This is a genomic window from Leifsonia williamsii (genome assembly GCF_030433685.1).
Taxonomy (GTDB): domain Bacteria; phylum Actinomycetota; class Actinomycetes; order Actinomycetales; family Microbacteriaceae; genus Leifsonia; species Leifsonia williamsii.
In genome coordinates this window covers 1469555-1492379 of sequence record NZ_JAROCF010000001.1, presented here as the reverse complement: position 1 = coordinate 1492379, position 22825 = coordinate 1469555, and the positions used below count along the sequence as shown (strand labels likewise).

The 22825-nt window shown below is 72.1% G+C and carries 22 protein-coding genes and 1 tRNA gene; 9 read left to right on the top strand and 14 right to left on the bottom strand.

Features of this window, described 5'->3' with window-relative positions; translation table 11 throughout:
• The first annotated feature begins 104 nt into the window (after positions 1 to 104).
• From P5G50_RS07055 to P5G50_RS07035, 5 genes are read left to right on the top strand one after another with little or no spacing between them, the layout of a single operon-like run.
• Positions 105 to 1295, top strand: a complete 1191-nt coding sequence (locus tag P5G50_RS07055; protein WP_301212654.1) for an ROK family transcriptional regulator — start codon at positions 105 to 107, stop codon at positions 1293 to 1295.
• Between the two features lie 53 nt (positions 1296 to 1348).
• A complete protein-coding gene (locus tag P5G50_RS07050; protein WP_301212653.1) occupies positions 1349 to 2608 on the top strand; it encodes a Gfo/Idh/MocA family protein in 1260 nt (419 codons plus the stop codon).
• The gene (locus tag P5G50_RS07045) at positions 2605 to 3354 is read left to right on the top strand and encodes a ThuA domain-containing protein (protein ID WP_301212652.1); all 750 of its coding nucleotides are present in this window, start codon (positions 2605 to 2607) and stop codon (positions 3352 to 3354) included. Before P5G50_RS07050 ends, P5G50_RS07045 begins: the two co-directional genes overlap by 4 nt.
• An 11-nt stretch (positions 3355 to 3365) precedes the next feature.
• Positions 3366 to 4400: a Gfo/Idh/MocA family protein gene (locus P5G50_RS07040; RefSeq protein WP_301212651.1), complete on the top strand. Its 1035-nt coding sequence runs from the start codon at positions 3366 to 3368 to the stop codon at positions 4398 to 4400.
• A 10-nt stretch (positions 4401 to 4410) separates the two neighbouring features.
• Positions 4411 to 5199, top strand: a complete 789-nt coding sequence (locus P5G50_RS07035; RefSeq protein ID WP_363319459.1) for a YqaJ viral recombinase family protein — start codon at positions 4411 to 4413, stop codon at positions 5197 to 5199.
• On the opposite strand, the gene P5G50_RS07030 is transcribed toward P5G50_RS07035, so the two are convergent.
• Entirely contained in the window at positions 5196 to 5990 is a 795-nt protein-coding gene (locus tag P5G50_RS07030) for a DUF998 domain-containing protein (protein WP_301212648.1), read from the bottom strand. The two genes, P5G50_RS07035 and P5G50_RS07030, sit on opposite strands and share 4 nt — an antisense overlap.
• 191 nt (positions 5991 to 6181) lie before the next feature.
• Here P5G50_RS07030 and P5G50_RS07025 point away from each other — a divergent pair, with 191 nt between their 5' ends.
• Positions 6182 to 7156, top strand: a complete 975-nt coding sequence (locus P5G50_RS07025) for an NADP-dependent oxidoreductase (RefSeq protein ID WP_301212647.1) — start codon at positions 6182 to 6184, stop codon at positions 7154 to 7156.
• A gap of 6 nt (positions 7157 to 7162) precedes the next feature.
• Here P5G50_RS07025 and P5G50_RS07020 read toward each other — a convergent pair whose 3' ends face one another.
• From P5G50_RS07020 to P5G50_RS06980, 9 genes are all read right to left on the bottom strand, one after another.
• Positions 7163 to 7735 (bottom strand): GNAT family N-acetyltransferase, encoded by a 573-nt coding sequence (locus P5G50_RS07020; RefSeq protein ID WP_301212646.1) that lies wholly within the window; start codon positions 7733 to 7735, stop codon positions 7163 to 7165.
• A 103-nt stretch (positions 7736 to 7838) separates the two neighbouring features.
• Positions 7839 to 9794 (bottom strand): S53 family peptidase, encoded by a 1956-nt coding sequence (locus P5G50_RS07015; RefSeq protein WP_301212645.1) that lies wholly within the window; start codon positions 9792 to 9794, stop codon positions 7839 to 7841.
• Positions 9795 to 10069: 275 nt separating this feature from the next.
• Positions 10070 to 10759 carry a 50S ribosomal protein L1 gene (rplA, locus tag P5G50_RS07010; protein WP_301212644.1) on the bottom strand — a complete coding sequence of 230 codons (690 nt, stop codon included), beginning with the start codon at positions 10757 to 10759 and terminating at the stop codon, positions 10070 to 10072.
• Between the two features lie 72 nt (positions 10760 to 10831).
• A complete protein-coding gene (gene rplK, locus P5G50_RS07005) occupies positions 10832 to 11263 on the bottom strand; it encodes a 50S ribosomal protein L11 (protein WP_121259230.1) in 432 nt (143 codons plus the stop codon).
• Positions 11264 to 11368: 105 nt separating this feature from the next.
• Complete coding sequence (gene nusG / locus P5G50_RS07000) at positions 11369 to 12292, bottom strand: transcription termination/antitermination protein NusG (protein ID WP_301212642.1); 924 nt, start codon at positions 12290 to 12292, stop codon at positions 11369 to 11371.
• Positions 12293 to 12341: 49 nt separating this feature from the next.
• Complete coding sequence (secE, locus tag P5G50_RS06995; protein ID WP_301212640.1) at positions 12342 to 12614, bottom strand: preprotein translocase subunit SecE; 273 nt, start codon at positions 12612 to 12614, stop codon at positions 12342 to 12344.
• A gap of 43 nt (positions 12615 to 12657) precedes the next feature.
• Positions 12658 to 12730: transfer RNA gene (locus P5G50_RS06990), tRNA-Trp, on the bottom strand.
• A gap of 218 nt (positions 12731 to 12948) precedes the next feature.
• Entirely contained in the window at positions 12949 to 13644 is a 696-nt protein-coding gene (locus tag P5G50_RS06985) for a LuxR C-terminal-related transcriptional regulator (RefSeq protein ID WP_301212638.1), read from the bottom strand.
• The gene (locus P5G50_RS06980; RefSeq protein WP_301212637.1) at positions 13641 to 14894 is read right to left on the bottom strand and encodes an ATP-binding protein; all 1254 of its coding nucleotides are present in this window, start codon (positions 14892 to 14894) and stop codon (positions 13641 to 13643) included. Before P5G50_RS06980 ends, P5G50_RS06985 begins: the two co-directional genes overlap by 4 nt.
• Positions 14895 to 15010: 116 nt before the next feature.
• Between P5G50_RS06980 and P5G50_RS06975 the strand changes: the two genes are divergently transcribed.
• From P5G50_RS06975 to P5G50_RS06965, 3 genes are all read left to right on the top strand, one after another.
• Positions 15011 to 16510 (top strand): PspC domain-containing protein, encoded by a 1500-nt coding sequence (locus P5G50_RS06975; RefSeq protein ID WP_301212636.1) that lies wholly within the window; start codon positions 15011 to 15013, stop codon positions 16508 to 16510.
• Positions 16507 to 16914 (top strand): hypothetical protein, encoded by a 408-nt coding sequence (locus tag P5G50_RS06970; RefSeq protein ID WP_301212635.1) that lies wholly within the window; start codon positions 16507 to 16509, stop codon positions 16912 to 16914. Before P5G50_RS06975 ends, P5G50_RS06970 begins: the two co-directional genes overlap by 4 nt.
• Positions 16915 to 17083: 169 nt before the next feature.
• Positions 17084 to 19186, top strand: a complete 2103-nt coding sequence (locus tag P5G50_RS06965) for a RecQ family ATP-dependent DNA helicase (protein WP_301212634.1) — start codon at positions 17084 to 17086, stop codon at positions 19184 to 19186.
• A 215-nt stretch (positions 19187 to 19401) separates the two neighbouring features.
• On the opposite strand, the gene P5G50_RS06960 is transcribed toward P5G50_RS06965, so the two are convergent.
• The 4 genes from P5G50_RS06960 to P5G50_RS06945 all read right to left on the bottom strand — a co-directional run bounded on the left by P5G50_RS06960 (position 19402) and on the right by P5G50_RS06945 (position 22479).
• Positions 19402 to 20253 (bottom strand): hypothetical protein, encoded by an 852-nt coding sequence (locus P5G50_RS06960; protein ID WP_301212633.1) that lies wholly within the window; start codon positions 20251 to 20253, stop codon positions 19402 to 19404.
• A gap of 221 nt (positions 20254 to 20474) precedes the next feature.
• Complete coding sequence (locus P5G50_RS06955; RefSeq protein WP_301212632.1) at positions 20475 to 21614, bottom strand: UDP-N-acetylmuramate dehydrogenase; 1140 nt, start codon at positions 21612 to 21614, stop codon at positions 20475 to 20477.
• Positions 21611 to 22033 carry a MaoC family dehydratase gene (locus P5G50_RS06950; protein ID WP_301212631.1) on the bottom strand — a complete coding sequence of 141 codons (423 nt, stop codon included), beginning with the start codon at positions 22031 to 22033 and terminating at the stop codon, positions 21611 to 21613. The genes P5G50_RS06955 and P5G50_RS06950 overlap by 4 nt, the downstream gene beginning before the upstream one ends.
• On the bottom strand, positions 22033 to 22479 hold the full coding sequence (locus tag P5G50_RS06945; protein WP_301212630.1) for a MaoC family dehydratase N-terminal domain-containing protein: 447 nt from the start codon (positions 22477 to 22479) through the stop codon (positions 22033 to 22035). The genes P5G50_RS06950 and P5G50_RS06945 overlap by 1 nt, the downstream gene beginning before the upstream one ends.
• Positions 22480 to 22825: the final 346 nt, after the last annotated feature.

The window sequence follows — 22825 nt, the reverse complement described above, 5'->3', positions numbered from 1 at the left end:
TGGTGAGTCCATTGAATCCGACCCTTCTGCCGGATGTCAATCAAAAGTCGCCGTAATAAAAGCATTCTTTGGTCGCTCCTCCGGCGGTGTGGTTCAATACTGGCATGACCGACAGCCCGCGCGAATCCGTGCTCGTCGCCGCGGACGCCGCCGAGCTGCTGGCGATCCTGCGCGACGGCATCCCGCGCACGCGCGCGCAGCTGGCGGAGCTCACCGGCATGGCCCGCTCCACGATCGCCACCCGCATCGACACGCTCATGGCGGCGGGCCTGGTGGCGCCGGCGGGCGACGACGTCTCGAGCGGAGGGCGGCCTCCCGCGCGCATCCGCTTCTCGCCGGAGTCCCGGCTCGTGATCGCGATCGACCTGGGCGCCACGCACGGCGTCGTCGCGCTGGCCGACCTCGCCGGGAGCATCACCGCGAGCGAGTCGACACGGCTGTACATCGAGGACGGGCCCGAGGTGATCCTCGACTGGGCGCTCGAGACGGCCCAGCGCCTGTTCGACGCCACCGGCCGGCCGTTCACCGACGTCATCGGGGTCGGCATCGGCGTGCCCGGCCCGGTGGAGCACTCGACCGGCGTCCCCGTGAGCCCGCCCATCATGCCGGGGTGGGACCGCTTCGACATCCCGACCTACGTGCGCCGCGTCTTCGACGTTCCGGTGCTGGTCGACAACGACGTCAACCTCCTGGCCCTGGGCGAGCAGTACGTGCACTGGCCCGACGAGACCGACCTGCTCTACGTCAAGGTCGCGACCGGCATCGGGGCCGGCATCATCAGCGGCGGCAGGCTGCAGCGCGGCGCGATGGGGTCGGCGGGCGACCTCGGCCACGTGCGGGTCCCGTTCGGCAGCGACACCCCCAGCCACGGAGCCCAGGACGCCGACCTGGAGGCGCTCGCGAGCGGCCCCGCCATCGCCCGCGCCCTCACGGCCGCGGGTTTCCCCGCGCACACGAGCGGAGACGTGGTGGACCTCGCGCGCACAGGCAACCCGCACGTGCATGAGGCGATCCGCCAGGCCGGGCGCGACCTCGGCGCGGTCGTCGCCACGTGCGTCAACCTCCTGAACCCGTCGATGGTCGTGGTCGGCGGCAGCATCTCGCGCGTCGGGGAGCAGCTGCTCGCCGGCATGCGGGAGGTCGTCTACCAGCGGTCGACGCCGCTCGCGACCCAGCACCTCACGATCACGCAATCGCGCTCCGGCGAGACCGGCGGCGTGATCGGCGCGGCCATCATGGTCGTCCAGAAGGCCCTGGACACCGAGACGGGCGTGCCGCGCACCCTCTTCCGCTGACTCCGGGCGCGCGCCCGGGGCCGGCGAGCCTCCTTCGACGAAAGGACTCACCGATGAACACGTCAGCACGATCTCCACGCGACGCGTCGCAGGGCGGGCGCCCCCTGCGCGCCGGCGTGGTCGGCCTCGGCTGGGCCGGCCAGCAGCACATGGCGGCGTACGACGCCCTCCCCGGCGTCGAGCTCGTCGCCATCGCAGGCATGGAGGACGAGCCGCGCGCAGCGCTCGGCGACCGCTACGGCGTCGACCGGCGCTACCGCGACTGGCAGGAGCTGGTGGCCGATGGCGACCTCGACGTGCTCAGCGTCGCCGTGCCCACCTTCCTGCACGCCCCCATCACGATCGGCGCGCTCGACGCCGGCATCCACGTGCTCAGCGAGAAGCCCATCGCGCGGACGGCCGATGAGGCAGCCGGGATGGTCGACGCCGCGCACCGCGCCGGCCGCGTGCTGGAGGTGGCGTTCAACCACCGCCGGCGCGGCGACATCGAGGCGCTCAAGACCGCCATCGACGCCGGGCAGATCGGCCGGCCGTACCACGCGCGGGCGATCTGGCTGCGGCGGGCGGGCATCCCCGCGCTCGGCAGCTGGTTCACCAACCGCGAGATGGCGGGCGGCGGCCCGCTCATCGACATCGGCGTGCACGTGCTCGACTACGCGCTGCACCTGTTCGGCGAACCGCGCGTGACCGCGGTCTCGGCAGTGACCCACTCGGAGCTCGGCGTGCGGGGCCGCGGCGGGGCCACGGCAGCCAAGCAGCAGGTCGGCTCCGCCTACGAGGTGGAGGACCTGGCCAGCCTCCTGCTGCGCGTCGAGGGCGGCGGCTCGATCGTCATCGAGACGAGCTGGGCCGCCTACCGCCCCGCCGGCGACGAGTTCGGGATCACGCTGTACGGCACCGAGGGCGGAGCCGACCTGCGGGTCGTCGACTACGCACCCGCCGGCGAGCTCACGATCTTCACGGGCGAGGGCGAGGAGACGCAGGACGTGCAGGTCACCGCGGATCCCGGCCGCGGCCACCTCGCCGTCGTCGAGACCTTCCTGGAGCACGTGCGGGACGAGGACCACTGGGCGGGTTGGGACGGCTCGCTGGCGCTCGACCGGGCCCGCGTGATCGACGCCGCGTACGAGTCCGCCCGCATCGGCGCGGAGGTCCGCCTCGACCCGCCGACCACGGGCACCGGCGGCGCACCCGGGGCGGCGAGCACGGCTGCGAGCCCGAGCACGAGCACGACCACGACCACGCCCCCGGCGGCCACCCTCCCGGCCACCGCGTTCCTCCCCACCACGACCGACGAAGGAGCCCGACCATGACCGCCCTGCGCGTCACCGTGTGGAACGAAGGCGTCCACGAGACCACCCAGCCCGACATCGCCGCGATCTACCCGAACGGCATCCACGGCGCCATCGCCGAGGGCCTGCGGGAGGTGCTCGGCGACGATGTCGTCGCACGCACGGCGACCCTGGCCGACCCCGAGCACGGTCTCAGCGAGGAGGTGCTCGCCGACACCGACGTGCTGCTCTGGTGGGGCCACATCGCACACGACCAGGTCTCCGACGAGGTCGTGGAGCGGGTGCGGCAGCACGTGCTCGGCGGGATGGGCCTCATCGTGCTGCACTCCGGCCACTTCTCGAAGATCTTCATCCGGATGCTGGGCACCACCTGCTCGCTGCGCTGGCGCAACCCCGAGGGCGGCGAGCGCGAGCTCGTCTGGACGGTGAACCCGACCCACCCGATCGCGGAGGGCGTCGAGCAGCCGATCGTGATCGAGGCGCAGGAGATGTACGGCGAGTTCTTCGACATCCCGACGCCCGACGACCTCGTCTTCATCTCGTCGTTCACCGGCGGAGAGGTGTTCCGCTCGGGCGTGACCTTCACCCGCGGACGCGGCCGGATCTTCTACTTCTCCCCCGGCGACCAGGAGTACCCGGTGTACTTCCACCCGCAGGTGCGGCGGGTGCTCGCCAACGGTGTGCGCTGGGCCGCGCCATCGCCGGGCCCGCGGCAGGCGCCGGCGGTCTCGAACCCGCAGCCGGTCGGCTCCGGGTCGCCGGCCTGAGAGGATCAGGCATGACCTCCACGCTCCCCAGCCCGCGCCACCCCGACCCCGCCGATGCCCCCGCACTCCGCTGGGGTGTGCTGGGCCCGGGCGGCATCGCCGCCGACTTCACCGACGCGCTGCACCGGCACACCGGCCAGCGGGTGGTGGCCTGCGGCTCCCGCTCCGCGGAGCGTGCGCGCGTCTTCGCCGAAGCGCACGGAGTCGAGCGCGCCTACGGGTCGTACGAGGAGCTCGTCGCCGACGCCGAGGTCGACGTCGTCTACGTCGCATCGCCGCACAGCGAGCACCTCGAGCACGCGCTCCTCGCCATCGCGGCGGGCAAGCATGTGCTCGTCGAGAAGCCGATCGCGCCGACCGCCGCGCAGGCGAGGGCCATCGTCGAGGCGGCTCGCCGGGCCGGCGTGTTCGCCATGGAGGCGATGTGGACGCGCTACCTGCCGCAGACGGACATCGCGAGACAGCTCCTCGACGACGGCGCGCTCGGCGAGCTCCGCGTCGTCACAGCCGACTTCGGCGGGAGCGCGGCCTACGACCCGGAGAGCAGACTGTGGAACCCTGCGCTCGCGGGCGGAGCGCTGCTCGACCTGGGCGTGTACGTCGTGTCGTTCGCCTCCTTCGCCCTGGGCACGCCGGCCAGCATCATCGCGACCGGCAGCCTGGCACCGACCGGCGTGGACGAGCAGGCGTCGCTCCTGCTCGGCACCGCCGGTGGCGCGCAGGCTCTGCTGAGCACCGGGCTGCGCGCTGCGACGCCGGGCCTTGCGACGATCTGCGGCTCGGAGGCGCGCATCGAGTTCGCAGCGCCGTTCTGGGGCCCGAGCGGGCTGCGCCTCCACCCCGCCGACGGCTCCGCTCCCCTCGCCTGGACCGATCCGTACGGGCGACCGCACCGGGACGGGATGTCGTACGAGGCCGCCGCGCTCGCCCGGTATGTCGCGGAGGGGCGCGCCGAGTCCCCGCTGCACCCGCTCGCCGAGGTGGTGTCGACCATGGAGACGCTCGACGAGGCACGCCGCCAGCTGGGCGCCACCGCCGTCGTGTGACCCGCGCGGGATGAGGCACGCGTGGGTGACGCGCGCGTGGGATGACGCGCGCCGCCGCGTCGCGAGGCAGAATGGACGGGTGCTCGACTTCGCTCCGCCTCGCAACGCCGACCTCTACCGGCCGGGCGTTCTGGCGGACCTGGGTCCGGCGCGTCCCTCCGCTCCCGCTCCGGTCCCGGTCGTCCCGGCCGTTCCCGGCGCCACCGGCCACCTGGCGCGCGTCGTCGCGCGTTCCAGCGATCGCGTCGGCTGGCTGCGTGCGCGCAGCCGCGGCATCACCGCGACCGATGTCGCCAAGCTGTCGTCGCCCCGGTCCCTGAAGGCGGCCGCGTACGACAAGCTCCACGGCACCGGCTTCAGCGGCAACGTCTTCACCCAGCACGGCCGGGTGCGCGAGCCGGAGATCGCGGGCTGGGTGGCCGCGACGCACGGCATCCACCCCTCCGACGTCCTCTTTCACGCCGAGCGTGACCGGCGGCACCTGGCGACGCCCGACGGCCTGATCGTCCGCGAGAGCGGGAGGATCGAGCTGGCCGAGATCAAGACGACCAACAAGCCGTTCCGCAGCATCCCGCGCCAGTACCTCCGCCAGATCTGGTGGCAGCAGTACGTGCTCGGCGCCGAGCGCACCCTGTTCGTGTGGGAGCAGCACGACGGCTTCGTGCCGCTGCACGAGGAGCCGGAGTGCCGCTGGGTCGACCGCGACGACGCGGAGATCGCCAAACTGGTGTCTCTCGCCGCCGACCTCATCGAGGTGCTGCGCCAGGCCACCGCGGCGCCGGCGCAGCGACCGCTCTAGACGACGGCCTCCGCCGCCTCCGGACCGTCCGCCAGGGGCTCCGGCGTCGCGGGCAGCGAGAGCCCGGGCTCCACGGCGGCAACCGGTAGGGCCTCCACGGGCACGGCCCCCACCGGCCCCCGGGCGAGCGCGACCGAGTACACCGCGATCCACAGGATCGCGACCGTCGTGCCGACGAGCTCCAACCACGCCCCGACGTCGGTGGCGACGTGCACGATGGCGAGCATCCCGCCGAGGATCGTGATGGCCGCCACCGCGACGCAGCTCACCAGCGAGAGCCGCGCCACCCGCGGCAGCCGCGTCGCGAAGGCGACCTGCAGCATCGCGAAGCACGCCGCCGCGAAGCCGAGCACCGCCGACACCGTGTGCAGCAGATCCTGCGCCGTCGAGCGCGGGTCGGCCAGCGGAACCGGGCAGTTCGCCGTGCACGTCACCTGCGAGGCGATCACGAAGCACACGGCGGCGAACCCGAGCGAGACGGCAGGCGCCCACCGGTCGAGCCAGCGCACCGACGAGCGCACGTGCCCGCTCGCCAGGGCGATGCTGAACCCGCCCGCCGCGATCAGCAGCAGCGCGACCGCGAAGACGGACGCGGTCGGCGCGCCCTGCGCCCCGATCTCGCTCACGTACACCGGCCGGTCGAAGGTCAGCCGCGCCGCCCAGATGAGGGTGAGGCCGGCCAGCACGCACGCCGTCCCGATCGCGAGCAGCGCGGGCAGCAGACGCCGGCGACCGCCCACGAGAGACGGGGAGGCGAAGGCCGCTCGCGCGATCAGCAGCAGTCGGCGCACGGGGCAGCTCCTTCACCGGCTCGGGGCGTACGGTCGAAGCATCCTAACCGGTGGCCTCCTGGACACGTCCTGGGGGTATGCGAAACAGACTGTTCACACGCGGTCGCCGCGGCGTAACACCCGGGAAGCATTGCCAGGATTGACTGGGGGGACCGCACACGAGCGGCCTGCGACGACGAGGGGAACGATCGATGCCGAAGCCGACCACCATGCGGGCCGCCCTCCTCGACGGCGCCGGCGACCCCGACGCGCTGCGCGTGGGAGAGGCGCCCGTCCCCGACAAGGTGAACGCGGAGTTCCTGATCAAGGTCGTCGCCTCGAGCGTCAACCCGATCGACGCGAAGACGCGAGCGGGCCGCGGCGTGTTCGGCGCCATCCATCACTTCCCGGCGGTGCTCGGCCACGACTTCAGCGGTGTCGTCGTGGAGTCTCCGTACAGCTCGCATCCGATCAAGCCGGGCGACGAGGTGTTCGGGATGGTGATGGTCCCGCGGTTCGGCGGCAGCTACGCCGAGTACGTGTCGGTGCCGAGCCTGAGCGTCGTGCGCAAACCCTCCACCCTGTCGCACATCGAGGCCGCCGCCGCGCCGGTCGCCGCGCTCACGGCGTGGGGCATGGTGGTGGAGGTGGCGAAGGCCCACGAGGGCCAGCGCATGCTGATCCACGCCGGAGGTGGAGGGGTCGGGCACTTCGCCGTGCAGTTCGCGTCGTACTTCGGCGCGCACGTGATCGCCACCGGGTCCGGCGCGAACGTCTCATGGCTGCGGTCTCTCGGGGCCGCGGAGGTCATCGACTACACGACGACGCGCTTCGAGGACGTGGTGCACGACGTCGATGTGGTGATCGACCTCGTCGGCAACGTGCACGACGACACCGGCACCCGCTCGCTGCGTGTGCTGCGTCCCGGCGGCCTCATCATCAACGTGCCCACCGGGAGCTGGCCGGGTTTCGCCGACGACGTGGAGGCGGCGGGGATGCGCGGCACCGACTTCAAGGTCGCGCCCGACGGCAACACGCTCGCGGTCATCGCGCGACTGCTCGCCTCTGGCAACGTGCGCGTGCACGTCGACCAGATCTTCCCGCTCGACCGCATCGCCGACGCCCACCGGGCCGTCGAGGGCGGCCACACGCGCGGCAAGATCGTCGTGAAGGTGGCGGAGGGCTAGTCGCGGCTAGGCCGGCACCGGCGCCTGCGCCGGGACGACTGCGGGGATCAGGGCCCGCTCCATCACCCAGTCGTCCTCCCAGCGGTCTCCGACCAGGAACCGCTTCGAGCCGACGCGTTCGAAGCCGTGCTTCGCGTAGAAGCGCTGCGCCCGGCCGTTCAGCTCGTTGACGCCCAGCCAGATTCCCGCCGCGCCGCACTCGGCCGCGACCCGCAGGCTCTCCGCCATCAGCCTCGCGGCGATGCCGGCGCCGTGGTGGCCGGGCAGCACGTAGCACTTGCTGAGCTCGGCGGTCGGGCGGATGCGGATGGCCGCCCGGACGTCCGCATCCTGCGGCTCCCCCAGGTTCACGAGGGTGTAGCCGACCGCGGAGCCGTCGAGGTCCTCCGCGAGCAGCAACCTGCGTGCCGGGTCGGCGAGATACTCGGCGAACCGCGCCTGCGAGAGCACGCTCGCGATGAAGGCCGCCTTCGCGGCGTCGGTGGTGTGCGGCGGGCAGGCGAGCGGGAAGGTGGCGGCCGCCACCGCGGCAAGCGCCTCCTCGTCGCCGCGGCAGGCGGGGCGGATGCGGATGGTCACCGCATCAGCGTAGCGAGTGCGCCTCCCGCGCCCGCACACGGCGACCGGCCGCCTCCCCGGGAGGAGAGACGGCCGGCCGTGGCCCTGCTACGGAAGGACCACGCTAGTGGCGGCCGTGCGCCACCTGGGTGAGCAGGTCGAACGACACGTCGCCGAGGCCGGTGACGGGGTCGTACCCGACCGCCGTTTTGAGGGAGGTGTCCTGGTCGAACGAGACGAGGTAGGTGTTGCCGCTCGTCTTGCTCGTGTAGGCGACCGCCTGCGTCGGGTTCTGCGGCAGCACGTCGCGGAACGCGTTCGGCAGCACCCTCTTCACCGCGTACAGCGTCGGGTTGGCGAAGCCGATGGTCGTCTTCGTCGCCTGCTGCACGACCGCGATCTGCGCCGCGACGATCGGCGAGGCCAGCGACGTACCGCCGTAGGTCTCGTTGACGTAGTCGCCGGTGGCGAGCGTGTCGTCGTCGACGATCGGCCGGATGCCGATCAGGAACCCGGTGTACGGGTCGGCGAGGGCCGCGACGTCGGGCGAGACCCGCATCCCCTTCGCCAGTGCGGCGGGGACGATGCCACGCTGGTAGTCGGGCTGCGTGAACACCGCGCTCGTGCCTCCACCGGCTCCGCCGACGAAGCGCGAGCCCGACAGCGGCTCGGCGTAGCTCAGCGTGCCGTCCGGGTTCTTCACGATCTGGTCGACGGTGTCGCCCCAGCCGGTCTCGTACGCGATCTTGCCGTTCTTGTCGATCGCCATGCTGGTGCCGCCGACCGAGGTGACCCACGGCGAGGAGGCCGGGAAGTCCGGAGACGGGTAGCCCAGGTTGGCCTTCTCGTCGCCGTTGTCACCGCTCGAGAAGTAGAGGCCGATGCCCTCGCCCGCGGCCTGCAGGTGGAGGTTCACCTCACCCTGGATGACGTCGGCCGGAACCGCCTCGCCCAGGTTGCCGTAGCTGTTGCTCACGATGGTCGCGAGCTTGTTGTCGAGGATCTTCGACATCGCCACGTCCAGCCCGCCGCCGCAGTTCGTGCCGCCGACGTAAAGGATGCGCGCCCCGGGGGCGACGGCGTGCACCGACTCCACGTCGAGGGTCTGCTCGCCCTGCCACCCGCTCGGGTACTGGCAGAGCTCCTGGTCGGTGAAGGCGCTCGGAGCGGGCACCAGCTGCTGGTAGCTGGAGTTGGTGAGGCCGGGCTCGCCGTTCTGCTGGCTGTAGGTGTTGACGTCCTTCACGATCGTCGGGCTGGCGTACGCGTCGATGATCGCGACCGTCTGGCCGCTGCCGTTGACGCCCTTCTTCGAGAGGTCGGACAGTCCGTACGCGCTGCGCAGCTGCTGCGGCGTGTAGCCGCAGTTGTAGGTGCTGTACTGCGTCTGCCCGTTGTACGCGGGCGGGACCGTCACGACGTGCTCACCGATGTAGTGGGAGCACGGCGTCTCGATGACGGGAGCCGCGGCCGCGGCCTGCTTGCGGGCCACCTGCGGCTCGGCGGACGGTCCGAGGTCGCCCTGCTGGATCGACTCGGGCCTGGTCAGGGTGCGCGACTGCTCGATGCTCACACCCGACACCTTCGCGCCGATCCCGGCGGGGAGGGACGGCGCGCTCGTCGGCGCCACCAGGTGCCGGCCGGCGTAATCGAAGGCGTGCAGCGAGGTCCCGAAGATCGAGCCCAGCTGCTCCGGCGTGCCGCGGAACACCACGTACTGGCGGCTGTCGGGAACGGCCGTGATGGTCAGCCCCGCCGCCTTGAGGAAGTTCACGACGGCGTCGGAGTCGGCCTTGGTCGGCGAGAAGCGCTTGATCCACTGCTGCGGGCTGAGGGCCTTGCGGTAGCCGGAGATCGCCGGGTTGGAGACCTGCTTGGCCAGCGCCTCCGCCCCCGCCTGGTCGCGCAGCGGGAGGTAGATCTCTCCCTCGACCGTCTGGTCGGCGGGAGCCGCTCCTGCGTCGTTCGCGGCGGTGGCCCAGGAGGGCACCGAGTCGGCGTAGGTCACCCGGTCGGCGGCCTGCGCGGCGGAGGCTCCCGCCAACGACAAAGCCACCACGGCGCTCGTGGTGGCGATCATTCCGAGAGCCCTCTTGTGAAGGGTTCGTGTGGTGCGAAGGGTCATGGAAACGTCCTCTTTCCCTCGGGCGGACTCGACTGTGAGTCGGCGCGCGGCGCGCGTTGAGATCAGACCCTAGACCCGGTCGTTCTACCACCACAAGACGGGTAGACAGGTCCGTCCCAGTTATTTGACGACCATGAATGTTCTCTCAGGAAGATGCGGCGCAGGGAACGGCGAAGGCCCGCCCCACCGGAAGTGGTGGAGCGGGCCTTCGGAACCAGCTGCGAAGCGGGTCAGATCGCGTTGACGTCCAGCGGGATGCCCGGGCCGAACGTGGTCGAGACGGCGCCCTTCTGGATGTAGCGGCCCTTCGCGGCGGACGGCTTGAGACGCACGACCTCCTCGAGAGCGGTCTTGATGTTCTCGTCGAGCTGCTCGGCGGTGAAGCCGGCCTTGCCCACGACGAAGTGCACGTTGGCGTGCTTGTCGACGCGGAACTCGATCTTTCCACCCTTGATGTCCGAGACGGCCTTGGCGACGTCCGGGGTCACGGTGCCGGTCTTCGGGTTCGGCATCAGACCGCGCGGGCCGAGCACCTTGCCGAGACGACCGACCTGGCCCATGAGCTCCGGCACGGCGACCGCCGCGTCGAAGTCGGTGTAGCCGCCGGCGACCTTCTCGATGAGGTCGGCGCCGCCGACCTCGTCAGCGCCCGCGGCGATCGCGGCCTCGGCCGCCGGACCGTTCGCGAACACGATGACGCGGGCGGTCTTGCCCGTACCGTGAGGAAGGATGACGGTACCGCGGACCATCTGGTCCGCCTTGCGGGGGTCGACGCCCAGCTTCAGCGCGACCTCGACGGTCGAGTCGAACTTGCTCGAGCCCGTCTCACGCGCGAGGGTGACGGCCTCGGTGGGGGTGTAGAACTTTCCGGCCTCGATCTTCTCGGCCGCGGCCCGGTAGGCCTTGGACTTCTGTGCCATGTGGTTTCTCCTTACGAGAATGTGGTGCGAGCCTGGCCGGCTCTGCCACGGATGTCTGAGGGAGTCGGGGCCTTACGCCTCGACGGTGATGCCCATCGAGCGGGCCGTGCCGGCGATGATCTTCGACGCCGCGTCGACGTCGTTGGCGTTCAGGTCGACCATCTTCTGCTCGGCGATCTGGCGCACCTGCTCCTGGGTCAGCTTGCCGACCTTGGTGGTGTGCGGGACGCCGGAGCCCTTGGCGACGCCGGCGGCCTTCTTGATCAGCTCGGCGGCCGGAGGGGTCTTCAGGACGAACGTGAACGAACGGTCCTCGTAGACGGTGATCTCGACGGGGATGACGTTGCCGCGCTGCGACTCGGTCGCCGCGTTGTACGCCTTGCAGAACTCCATGATGTTCACGCCGTGCTGACCCAGCGCCGGACCGATCGGCGGGGCGGGGTTGGCGGCGCCGGCGTTGATCTGAAGCTTGATCAGACCGGTGACCTTCTTCTTCGGTGCCATGTCTCTTCCTTCTTTGTTGTTCGAGCCGCGTGGGACTGCGCCCGTGCTGCTCTCCCGGTTTCTCGGCCCTTCCGAGACCCGGTGATCGTAGAAAACGTAGGGGGTCTAGAGCTTCGTGACCTGGTCGAAGCTGAGCTCGACCGGCGTCTCGCGCTCGAACAGCGACACGAGCACGGTGAGCTTGCCGCTCTCCGGCTTGATCTCGCTGATCGACCCGGGGAGGCCCGCGAACGAGCCCTCCTTGATGGTGATGGTCTCGCCGATCTCGAAGTCGACCTCGGCGGGGATGACGCGCGCGGCGGCCTTCTGACCCTTGGCGGCGCCCTTGGCCGGAGCGGCGTCGACCTGGACGAGGCTCTTCAGCATCTGGAAGGCCTCTTCGAAGCGCAGCGGCGTCGGGTTGTGCGCGTTGCCGACGAACCCGGTGACACCCGGCGTGTGGCGGACGACCGACCAGCTGTCCTCGTTGAGGTCCATGCGCACCAGCACGTAGCCGGGGATGCGCACGCGGTTGACCATCTTGCGCTGGCCGTTCTTGATCTCGACCACGTCCTCCATGGGGACCTGCACCTCGTAGATGTAGTCCTCCATGTTCATCGAGACCATGCGGTTCTCGATGTTGGACTTCACGCGGCGCTCGAAGCCGGCGTACGAGTGGATGACGTACCACTTGCCGATCTTGGAGCGGAGCTCGGTGCGGAACGCCTCGTACGGGTCGGCCGTGGCCTCCTCGTCCTCGTCCTCGACGGCCTCCGCGGCCGCCTCGGCCTCGTCGTCGCTGTCGACCTCGAGGGCCTCGTCGACGGCGCGGTCGGCCTCGGGGTCGACGGCCTCGGCCATCGCGTCGAGCACGGCGTCGAGGTCGACCTCGGTGCCGTCGTCGGCGACGACGTGCAGCGCCTCGTGCTCGGCGGCGTCGGACGCCTCGTCCTCGCTCGCGAGAACGTTGCCGGTCTGCGCCTCGTCGTCTTCGGAGGACTGCTCGGCAGCGGGGGCCCAGTCCACGTCGTCGCGATTGGTCTCAGACACTGAATTCATTCCATTTCTGTCGGGGAGGCCTCACGGCCGGGGGAGGTGGCTAGGACGGGTTACCGAAGACCCAGACCACACCCAGACCGAACACCCAATCCAGGAACGACACCAGGGCCATCATGATCACCACGAAGACGAGGACCACTCCCGTGTAGCTGAAGAGCTCCTTGCGCGTCGGCGTGACGACCTTCTTGAGCTCGCCGATGACCTGCCGGATGAACAGGGCGATCCGCGCGAAGGGGTTGCGGCGCGCAGCGCGCTCCTTCTTCGCGTTGGCGACGATCTCCTCGCTCGGCTCGTCGATTACTTTTCGGGCCACCTCTTAAACACCTTTCGTGGGCCGGCATCTACATACCGACTTGCAGGGCGGACAGGAATCGAACCTGCAACCTGCGGTTTTGGAGACCGCTGCTCTGCCAATTGAGCTACCGCCCTAGGGAGACGAATCGCGAAGCCGCTCACGTTCCCGATCCAGGCTAACGGATCGCGCATCCGAAAGTGCTCGGAGTGCTGGATCCCGCCGGGACGTCCGGTGGCCGCCTCAGGAGACGAGCTTCGGAAAAAGGGCGCAGAAAAGCTTGGCAGATTCAACCACCGCGTCAAGTGTACGGGACGCGGAGCGTGCCGCGCAAAGCGTGCACAGGCGCCCGGTCTCAGAGCAGCTTGCGCTCCAGCGCCCACGCGGTCAGCTCGTGCCGCGACGACAGCTGCAGCTTGCGCAGCACGGCGGAGACGTGCGTCTCGACCGTCTTGATGGAGATGAAGAGCTCGGCGGCCACCTCCTTGTACGCGTACCCGCGGGCGATGAGCCGCATGACCTCGCGCTCGCGCGCCGACAGGCGGTCGAGCTCGTCCGTGGACTCGGCCTGCTCCCCCGCCGCCGCGCCGAAGGCGTCCAGCACGAAGCCGGCGAGCCGTGGCGAGAACACCGCGTCGCCGCCGGCGACGGCGACGACGGCGTCGCTCACCTGGCCGCCGGAGCTGCCCTTGGTGAGGTAGCCGCGGGCGCCGGCGCGGATGACGCCGACCACATCCTCCGCCGCGTCCGAGACGCTCAGCGCGAGGAAGCGGGTGTCGGGGCACGCGGCGGACGTGCGGCGCACGACCTCCGCTCCCCCGCCTCCCGCGCCGCCGGGAAGGTGCACGTCGAGCAGCACCACGGCGGGACGGGAGGCGGTGATCGCGGCGACCGCGGCCTCCACATCGGCGGCCTCTGCCACGACCCGCACGCGCTCGTCGAGGTCGGCACGCAGGCCGGAGCGGAAGATCGAGTGGTCGTCGACGATCACGACCGTGATGGGGTCTGCTGCCGCCGGCTGCGTGCCGTCGGCGGGGGTGCTGTCTGTCATGGGGTCTCGCTCCCGGAGTCGTCGCTGGGCTGGATCTCGATGCCGAGGTGGACCTCGGTGCCGGTGGGCCGCCGCGTGACGGTCGCCCGGCCTCCTGCGCGCCGCATCCGGCCGATGATCGACTCGCGCACGCCGAGCCTGCCCTCGGGGAGCGCCTCCACGTCGAAGCCGGGACCGCGGTCGCGCACGAACACGTCGGCCGAGCCGGAGGCGCTCTCGACGTACACGGACACCTCGCCGCCGGCGTGCCGTGCGGCGTTCAGCATCGCCTCCCGTGCGGCGGCGGCCAGCTCGGGCGGCGCGCCCCGCACCGGCTCCCCCACCGTGACGATGTCGAAGTGGACGGCGTGGTCGACCTCGAGCGCCGCCGCGGCCGCGTGCAGCTCGGCGGCGAGGTCCGCCTCGTCGCGCTCCGGCGAGTGCGCCGCGTCGGCGTAGAGCCAGTCGCGCAGCTCGCGCTCCTGGGCCCGGGCGATGCGCCCGACCTCGCTCGCCGCACCCGCGCGGTTCTGGATCAGGGCGAGGGTCTGCAGCACGGAGTCGTGGAGGTGCGCCGCCATCTCCGCACGCTGCTCCTCCTTGATGCGGGCCGTGCGCTCGGCGATCAGCTCGCGCCAGAGCCGGAGCGCCCACGGCGCGACCAGGACGGCGGCTCCCGCGAATGCCGCCGCGACGATGCCGAGCCACAGCGGGCCGGTTCCTGCGCCGTTCTGGAGCACGCCGAGGAGCAGCGCCAGCCCGACCAGGAAGGCCCCGGCCGTGAGGCGGAACGCGGTCGCGGTGAGCGGCGCGGGCATCATGCTGTCGTCCTCGACGAGCTGATCCCAGCTGACCGCCGCGACGATCAGGAGGATGGTGGCGGCGAGCGCGCCGACGCCCGATCCCCCGGCGCCGGATGCGACGAGCACGACGGTGACGACGCCGGAGACCGCGCCGGCCACTCCGAGCACCCAGGGCACGTGCACGCGGCGGCGGACGCCCTCCGCCGGATCGTCAGCGGACGCCGGGCGGAGCGTCGTCAACGCCCACAACCAGAGATAGAGGAGGACCCCCGCTCCACCGAGCAGCGAGCTGCCGGCGAAGATCCAGCGCACCGCCGCCACGGGCCAGCCGAGGTGGTCGGCGACCGCGACGGAGACGCCGCCGATCACGCAGTCGCGCGGCCGGGCGAGCGGCGCGCGCGGTCGGCCGAGCGGGGCGCGCGGCTCGGGGCGGGGCGCGCCGCCGGCGACGGATGCGGTCGGGGTCATGTGCAGAATCCAAGCAGACCCCGGGCCGGGCGCACAGTCCGGCCGGTGCGGAATCAGGGTCAGGTCAGGGTGTCACCCCATGTCGCGCGAGGCGGGGGTCGCGACAGGATCGGAGCATGTCACATCACGGCTCGACTCCTCCGCCTCCGCCGCATGGCGGCTCCGGTGCGTCCGGTGCGTCCGGCGCCTCGTCCTCGCCGTACGGGGGTCCGTACGGCGGCCCTTACGGCGGCCCGCAGACCGGGCTCTCCGGTCGCGGCGCCCGCTTCTTCGACTGGATGCGCGGCCTCGGCGTCGTCCGGGCCGACGGCTGGATCGGCGGCGTCTGCGCCGGCGTCGCCTACCGCCTCGGCATCGACCCGCTGATCGTGCGCGGCATCGTCGTCGTCGCCGCCGTGCTCGGCGCGCCGATGCTGCTGCTCTACGCGATCGCCTGGGCGCTCCTGCCGGACCGCGACGGCCGCATCCACCTGCAGCGCCTGTTCGAGGGCGACGTGCAGCCTCCCATCGTCGGCATCGGCGTGCTGCTGGTGCTGTCGCTGCTGCCGTGGTCGAGCGGGGTCTGGTGGTTCGGCGGGCCGTTCTGGGGAGACCCGGGATGGGGCGAGATCGTCGGGCGCGTCGTGTGGACGCTCGTGGTGATCGGGGCGGCGGTCGCGCTGATCGTCGTGGCCGCGCGGAGCGGGGGCGTGCGGGATGCGGGAGTCGCGGGCCGTGGGTCCGCGGGCACGGGTGGGGTGCCGGGGGCCGGAGTGCCCGGATCGGGCGGCGACGGGGGTTCCGCGGCCGCGGCGACCGGTGGTGCGGCCTTCACGGGGTCGGCTCCGGCGACGGGCGGTTCCGGGGCGGGTGCTTCGGAGGCGAGCGCGTCCTCGGGCGCGGCCGCGACCACTGTGCCCCTGAACGACGACGCGGCCACCGGCTCCACCATCCCGCTCCCCTCGGCCTCCGCCGCGGATGCGACGGCGACCGCCGAGACGGTCCCCCTCCCGTCGGACGCGGCAGAGCGCCCGACGCTCGACATCGCCGCCGAGCCGAGCGCGCCTCCCGCGCCCGGTGTCGGCGCCACTGCCTCGGACGTGGCCGATTGGCAGGCGCGCCAGGAGCAGTGGAAGCGCGAGCACGCGCAGTGGAAGCAGCGCCTGGACGCCGACATGCGGGCGGTCAAGGCGCAGCGGGCGGCCGAGCTCCGGTCGCAGGCGGCGCAGGCGTCCGCGGAGTCGGCGGCGCGCCGGCAGGCGTACCGGGCCGCCAATCCTCGGGTCGGAGCCGGGATCGGCTGGCTCACGATCGGGCTCGCGCTGATCGCGGGCGCCCTGACCTCGGCGCTGTGGACGACGGTGACCGGGCTGTCCGGTTACAGCATCACCGCCGCCCTCGCAGCGGCGACGCTAGTGATCGGGCTCGTGGTGCTGATCGCCGGGCTGGCACGGCGCCGCAGCGGCTTCCTGATCACGCTCGGCATCATCCTCGCCGTGCTCACAGGTGTGAGCGCGTTCGCGCCGAACGGGGCGCGCGTCGCCTTCGACCCGTCGGCGGTGACGCCCGCGGACAGCAACGGGTGGACGCTGCAGCTCGACGACCTCCGCCTCCACCTGGAAGGGAACGACCGATGAACGAGAATGCTGAGCAGGGGCGCGACGCGGACCGCACGCAGCCCGTCGAGAGCGGCTCTCCCACGGCGCCGACGGCGTCTACGGTGCCGCTTCCGCCGGCCGAGCCGTGGCTGACGCCGGCGCCCTTCGGTGCGGCGGACACTGCGGGCGAGGCGCGGCCTGCCGGACGCGCGCCCGTCCGCTGGGGCGGCGTGGTGTGGGGTGCTCTGCTGGTGCTGTTCGCCGCAGGGACGCTGTGGGTGCTCTCGGCGCCGTCGCGGCTCGCCGCGTGGGACCTGTGGGTGTCGACCCTCACGACGGCCACCGCGTGGGCGCTGGGGATCGCGGTCGTGGGGATGGTGATCGTGGTGTCGGGGCTGCTGGGGGCGATCCGGTCGGCGCAGCGGAGGCGCGTGGGGGGCTGAGTCGCCCGGACGGCGGGAGGCGCGGGATCGCAGGGGTCCCGCGCCTTCGTCGTGCGTGGGGCGGCTCGACGGCTCGCCGTGCACCGGCGTTCTCCACAGCCCGACCGCCGTGACGAGTTCTCCACGGATTCCGCCGCCGGCGCTTCGAGCGTCGGCGCCGTCTGGGAGCATGACAGGCATGAGCACCACCAGAGACCACGCCGTCAGCCTCCTCCGCGCCCTCGTCGGGCGTCCCGACGCGGACTTCCACGAGGGGCAGTTCGAGGCGATCTCGGCCCTCGTCGACGATCGGCGACGCGCGCTCGTGGTGCAGCGCACGGGGTGGGGCAAGTCCGCGGTGTACTTCGTGGCGACGATGCTGCTCCGAGAACGCGGCGCGGGCCCGACCATCCTGGTGTCACCCCTGCTGGCCCTCATGCGCGACCAGGTGGCCGCGGCCGAGCGTGCCGGTGTGCGCGCGGTGACGATCAACTCCGCGAATCGGCACGAGTGGAGCGACGTGGCCGCACGGCTCGCTGAGGACTCGGTCGACGTGCTCCTGGTGTCGCCAGAGCGGTTGAACAACCCGGACTTCCGCGAGCAGCACCTGCCCGACCTCGTGGCGCGCAGTGGCCTGCTCGTGGTCGACGAGGCGCACTGCATCTCCGACTGGGGGCACGACTTCCGGCCGGACTACCGGCGGCTGCGCGACCTGATCGCCGCTCTGCCGAGCGGGGTGCCGGTGCTCGCCACCACGGCGACCGCCAACGAGCGCGTGGTGGCGGATGTCGTGGAGCAGCTCGGTGGGGCGGCGCACGACGACGTCCTGACGATCCGCGGCCCGCTCGCCAGGAGGTCGCTGCGACTCGGCGTGCAGACACTGCCCGACGCGACCGCCCGTCTCGCCTGGCTCGCCACGAACCTGGGCGCTCTGCCGGGCAGCGGCATCGTCTACACGCTGACGGTGTCCGCCGCCGAAGACACCGCGCGGGTGCTTCGGAGGGCCGGGATCGACGCGCACGCCTACACCGGCCAGACCGACACCGCCGAGCGCGAAGAGCTCGAGGGCAGGCTCAAGCGCAACGAGGTGAAGGCGCTGGTCGCGACCAGCGCGCTGGGCATGGGGTTCGATAAGCCCGACCTCGGCTTCGTCGTGCATCTCGGCGCCCCTTCGTCACCCGTGGCGTACTACCAGCAGGTCGGCAGGGCCGGGCGCGCGACCGACAACGCCGACGTGCTGCTGCTGCCGGGGCCGGAGGACAGGGCGATCTGGCAGTACTTCGCCACGGCCTCCATGCCCTCGGAGGAGAAGGCGACGGCGGTGCTCGCCGAGTTGGGCAGCGAGCCGCTCTCGACGCGGGCCCTCGAGAGCCGGGTCGACCTGCGGGCGACCACCCTGGAGCTGCTGCTGAAGGTGCTCGACGTCGACGGCGCCGTGCGCCGCGTCTCCGGCGGCTGGGTCGCGACCGGTGAGCCGTGGAGCTACGACCGCGACCGCTACGAGCGGATCGCCGCCGCGCGCGAGGCCGAGCAGGCGGCCATGCTCGAGTACGAGACGACCGGGGAATGCCGCATGCAGTTCCTCCAGAGGTCATTGGACGATCCGGCGGCCGCGCCGTGCGGCCGTTGCGACAACTGCGCGGGCGTCTGGTATCCGAGCGCGATCGCCGACGAGGTCAGCGGGTCGGTCACCGCCGTGCTGTCTCGCGCCGGGGTGGAGGTCGAGCCGCGCAAGCTGTGGCCGACCGGCGCAGACCGTCTCGGTGTGCCGGTCAAGGGCAAGATCGCACCGGCGGAGCAGGCGCGCCCGGGCCGCGTGCTCGCGCGCCTGACCGACCTCGGCTGGGGTGGGAGGCTGCGCGAGCTGCTGGCGGATGGCGTGCCGGACGCCCCCTGCCCGCCAGAGATCCTCGCCGCCTGCATCCGCGTGCTCGCCGATTGGGACTGGGAGGCCCGCCCGGTGGCTGTGGCCACCGTCCCGTCGCGGCGGCGTCCGATCTTCATCGAGTCGCTCGCCCGCGGACTGGCGGACGCGGGCAGGCTCACCTACCTGGGCACGCTCGCCCCGAAGGGTGGCGGCCCGACCGGAGGGCCCGGCGGCAACAGCGCCTTCCGGCTGGCCGGCGTGTGGGACCGGTTCGACGCCGGCGGACTCGCCATCCCGACGAACGGCCCGATCCTCCTCGTGGACGACCTGATCGACAGCCGCTGGACGATTACCGTCGCCGCACGAGAACTGCTGCGCGCGGGAGCGGTGGGGGTGCTGCCGTTCGCGGCGGGGGTGCGGGGGTAGGACGGGGTGCGGGGGTCGAGGCGGTCAGGGGCGACGTAGTCGTAGGCGCACGGCGGCCTGCGGGCAGAAGGTGGGCGGGCGCGTGGCCTGCGGGCCGGCCCTGGACGGGCGAACGCCGACGTGTGAGTTGACCGGGAGAGCCGCACCAGCCGGCCAGCGGGCCGACCACGGGCGGGCCGACGCCCGTCAGGGGACGGGCGTCGGCCGTGGCGGCGTCAGATGAAGTCGCCTCCGCCGAAGTCGCCTCCGCCGAAACCTCCGCCATCGCCGCCCCAGCCGCCCGAGTCGCCCCAGCCGCCGCCGGAGTCGCCGCCCCAGCCGCCGTCGCCGCCCCAGCCGCCACCGGAGTCGCCGCCGTCCGCGGAGGCCGTCTCGGCGCCGGCACCGCCGTCGCCGGAGCCGCTGTCGCCGCCGCTTCCGTCTCCATTGCCGCCGTCGCCGTTGCCGCCGTCGCCGTTGCCGTCGCCGCCGTCACCGGAGCCGTCGGCCTGGCTGTCGGCCGGCGAGGGGAGGAAGGCGCTCACGAGGGCCGAACCGATCACGTAGCCCGCCACGCTGCCGAGGAGCGAGGTCGCGAACATGCTGCCGAGACCGGGGCCGCCCATCCCGCGGCCGCCGAGCGAGCGCTCGAGGGTGCCGGGCTGGCGCAGCTCGGAACGGGTCGCGGCCTGGGCGAGCGAGCGCGGGTCGTCGCCGCGCGGCTGGTCACCGGCGGGAGCGTTCTCGCTCAGCTGCTGGAAGAGCAGGCGGCGCTGCTCCGGCGTCAGCTTGGCGAAGGCCTCCTCGTGCACCTGCTCGATGGTCTCCGGCGGGGCCGTGCGCAGCAGGTAGCGGTAGCGCTCGACGGCGATCTCGTCATCGCTGCGCTGCCCGGAGGTCGCCGTCTGGGCGGCGCCGCCCGGCTGCTGGCCGTAACCCGGCTGCTGGCCGTAGCCCTGCTGGCCCGCGCCCTGCTGGCCGTACGGCTGCTGACCCGTGGGCTGCCCGCCGTACTGCTGCTGGCCGTACGGCTGTCCCTGCTGGTCGGAGCGCTCCTCGCGTCCGAAAAGGCGATCGAGGAATCCCATGGTCGTGCTCCTTCGGTCGACGGCTGCGCGGATGCGCCGTGTGGACACAGCGTACGGTCGGCGAGTGAGAGATTTCTCACAGATCGCCAGGTGTTCGCTACGGGAGACAGGGAACACCTGGGGCGATCCTCGAGTACGCAGAAAGTGCGCGGATTCGTTACGAGTCCGCGCACTTTCTGCGTACTCGACGGTTGGCGAACCGAGCCCGGCCGCCGCGAGAGCTACAGCGAGAGCCCGACCAGCACCGGCTCCGGGTAGAGCAGCACTCCGAACTCGGCCTGCACCCTGGCCTGGATGAAGGAGGCGAGCTGGGCGACGTCGGCGCCCGTGCCGGTGCCGCGGTTCACGATGGCGAGGGTGTGCTTCGACGAGATGGCGGCTCCCGACCCCGGGAGGGCGAAGCCGCGGCGGATGCCCGCGTGCTCGATGAGCCACGCGGCCGAGAGTTTCACCTCGTAGGGGCCACGTGCCAGCGAGGGCACGTCCATCGGGTGCACGCCGCCGGGCGGGAGGGCGATCACGGTCTCCGGCTCCGGTGGAGTGACCGGCCAGCGCGGCGCGTCGGCGGGGAGCGTCCTGGCGAAGCCCTCCGAGACGATCGGGTTCGTGAAGAAGCTGCCCGCGCTCACCGAGTCGGGGTCGTCCGCGTCCAGGACCATGCCCTTCGACCCGCGGAGGGCGAGGACGGCGCGGCGCAGCTCGGCGATGGGGACGCGGGAGCCGATCGGGACGCCGAGGGCGTTCGCGAGCTGGGCGTAGCCGACCGGCTCGCTCAGGGGTGCGCCGATGCCACCGGGGACGGTGTTGTCCGCGAGATCCAGGTCGACGGAGAGCACGATGCCGCGCATCCCGCGCTTCAGCGCCGAGGTGCGGTAGCCGAGGCCGAGCTCCTTGCGGGTGAGGAACCGGACGTCGCCGGTGACCTCGTCGAGGAACTCGATGCCCACCAGCGCCGACTCCAGCTCCTGGCCGTACGCGCCGATGTTCTGCACCGGGGCGGCGCCGGTGGAGCCGGGGATGCCGGACAGGGCCTCGATCCCGGCCCAGCCGTTGGCGACCGTCGCGGCGACGAGCTCGTCCCACGGCTCCCCCGCCTGCACGCGCAGCCGGATGCGACCCGCAGGCGCCTCCAGCCGCTCCACACCGCGGGTCGCGATGCGGATGACCGTGCCGTCGAAGCCGTCGTCAGCGGCGACGGTGTTCGAGCCGCCGCCGAGGAGCAGCCAGTCATCGCCCGACGCCCAGACGTCGAGCGCCGTCCTGACGAGCTCGGCGCGGTCGGCGGGCTGCACGAACCGCTCGGGGGCGCCGCCGACGCGCATGGTCGTCAACGTCGAGAGCGCGGGGGTGCCGGAGGTCACAGCGAGACCCGCACCTGCGCCTTGCCGAGCACGGTCTCGCCGTTGAAGGTGGTGGTGAGGTCGATGCGAGCGACGCGGGCCTCCGCGTCGAGCTGGCCGACCTTGGCGGTCACCGACACGGTCGCGCCGTCTGCGGGGTCCACGACGACCGGGCGGGTGAAGCGGACCTGGTAGTCGGCGACGCGGGCGGGGTCGCCGGCCCAGTCGACGACGGGCTGCACGGCGAGGCCCATGGTCAGCATCCCGTGCGCGATAACGCCGGGGAGTCCGACGGTGGTGGCGACGTCGTCGCGGTAGTGGATCGGGTTGAAGTCGCCCGAGGCGCCCGCGTAGCGGACCAGCGCGTCGCGGCTCAGCTCGACTGTGCGCTCGGCGACCACGTCGCCGACGGTCAGGGTGTCGAAATCCGGTGCGGTCATCACTCGTCCCCTCGAACGACCAGAGTGGAGGTGGCGGTCACGACGGTCTCGCCGGATGCGTCCGCGATGACGGTCTCCGCGGTGACCATCGAGTGCGCGCCCAGCGTCTTGACGGAGGTGACGGTCAGGGTGCCGGTGAGCTCGTCGCCGGCGACGACGGGCCGGGCGAAGCTGAAGCGCTGATCGCCGTGGACGACGCGGCTGAAGTCGATGCCGGCGTCCGGGTCGGCGAGCAGCTGGTCGAGCGTGAGCTGCTGCACGACCACCGGGAACGTGGGAGGCGCGACGAGGTCGGCATGGCCCGCAGCCTTCGCGGCGTCGACGTCGAACGACGCGGGGTCGGTGGCGAACACGGCCCGGGCGAACTCGCGCACCTTCTCGCGCCCGACGAGGTAGGGCGCGGACGGCGGGAAGGTCCGCCCCTGCAGATCTGGATTCACTGGCACCCGACGATTCTACGGGGGCGGTCCTGAGGGCCGGGCGGACACGGAGAAGGGCCCCGGTCGTTTCTGACCGGGGCCCTTCTGGACGTCTAGCGGTTCACCGCTTCGCGACGATCAGCGCCTTACTGGCAGCTGTCGCACTGAAGCAGGTCCATCGGGTCGACGGGAACCGCATAGCCGCCAACGGTGTCGTTGTTCTCGTAGTCCATGATGTCCTCCCCAGGTCTCGGTCGCGTCAGCCTCGCTCGGCTGTCGCGCGGTGTGCACCCACTATATAACCCGAATGACACGATTGTCATTCCACTAGATGTAGTGTTTTCGAGATTTTTTGGACCTGTCCCCAGAATAG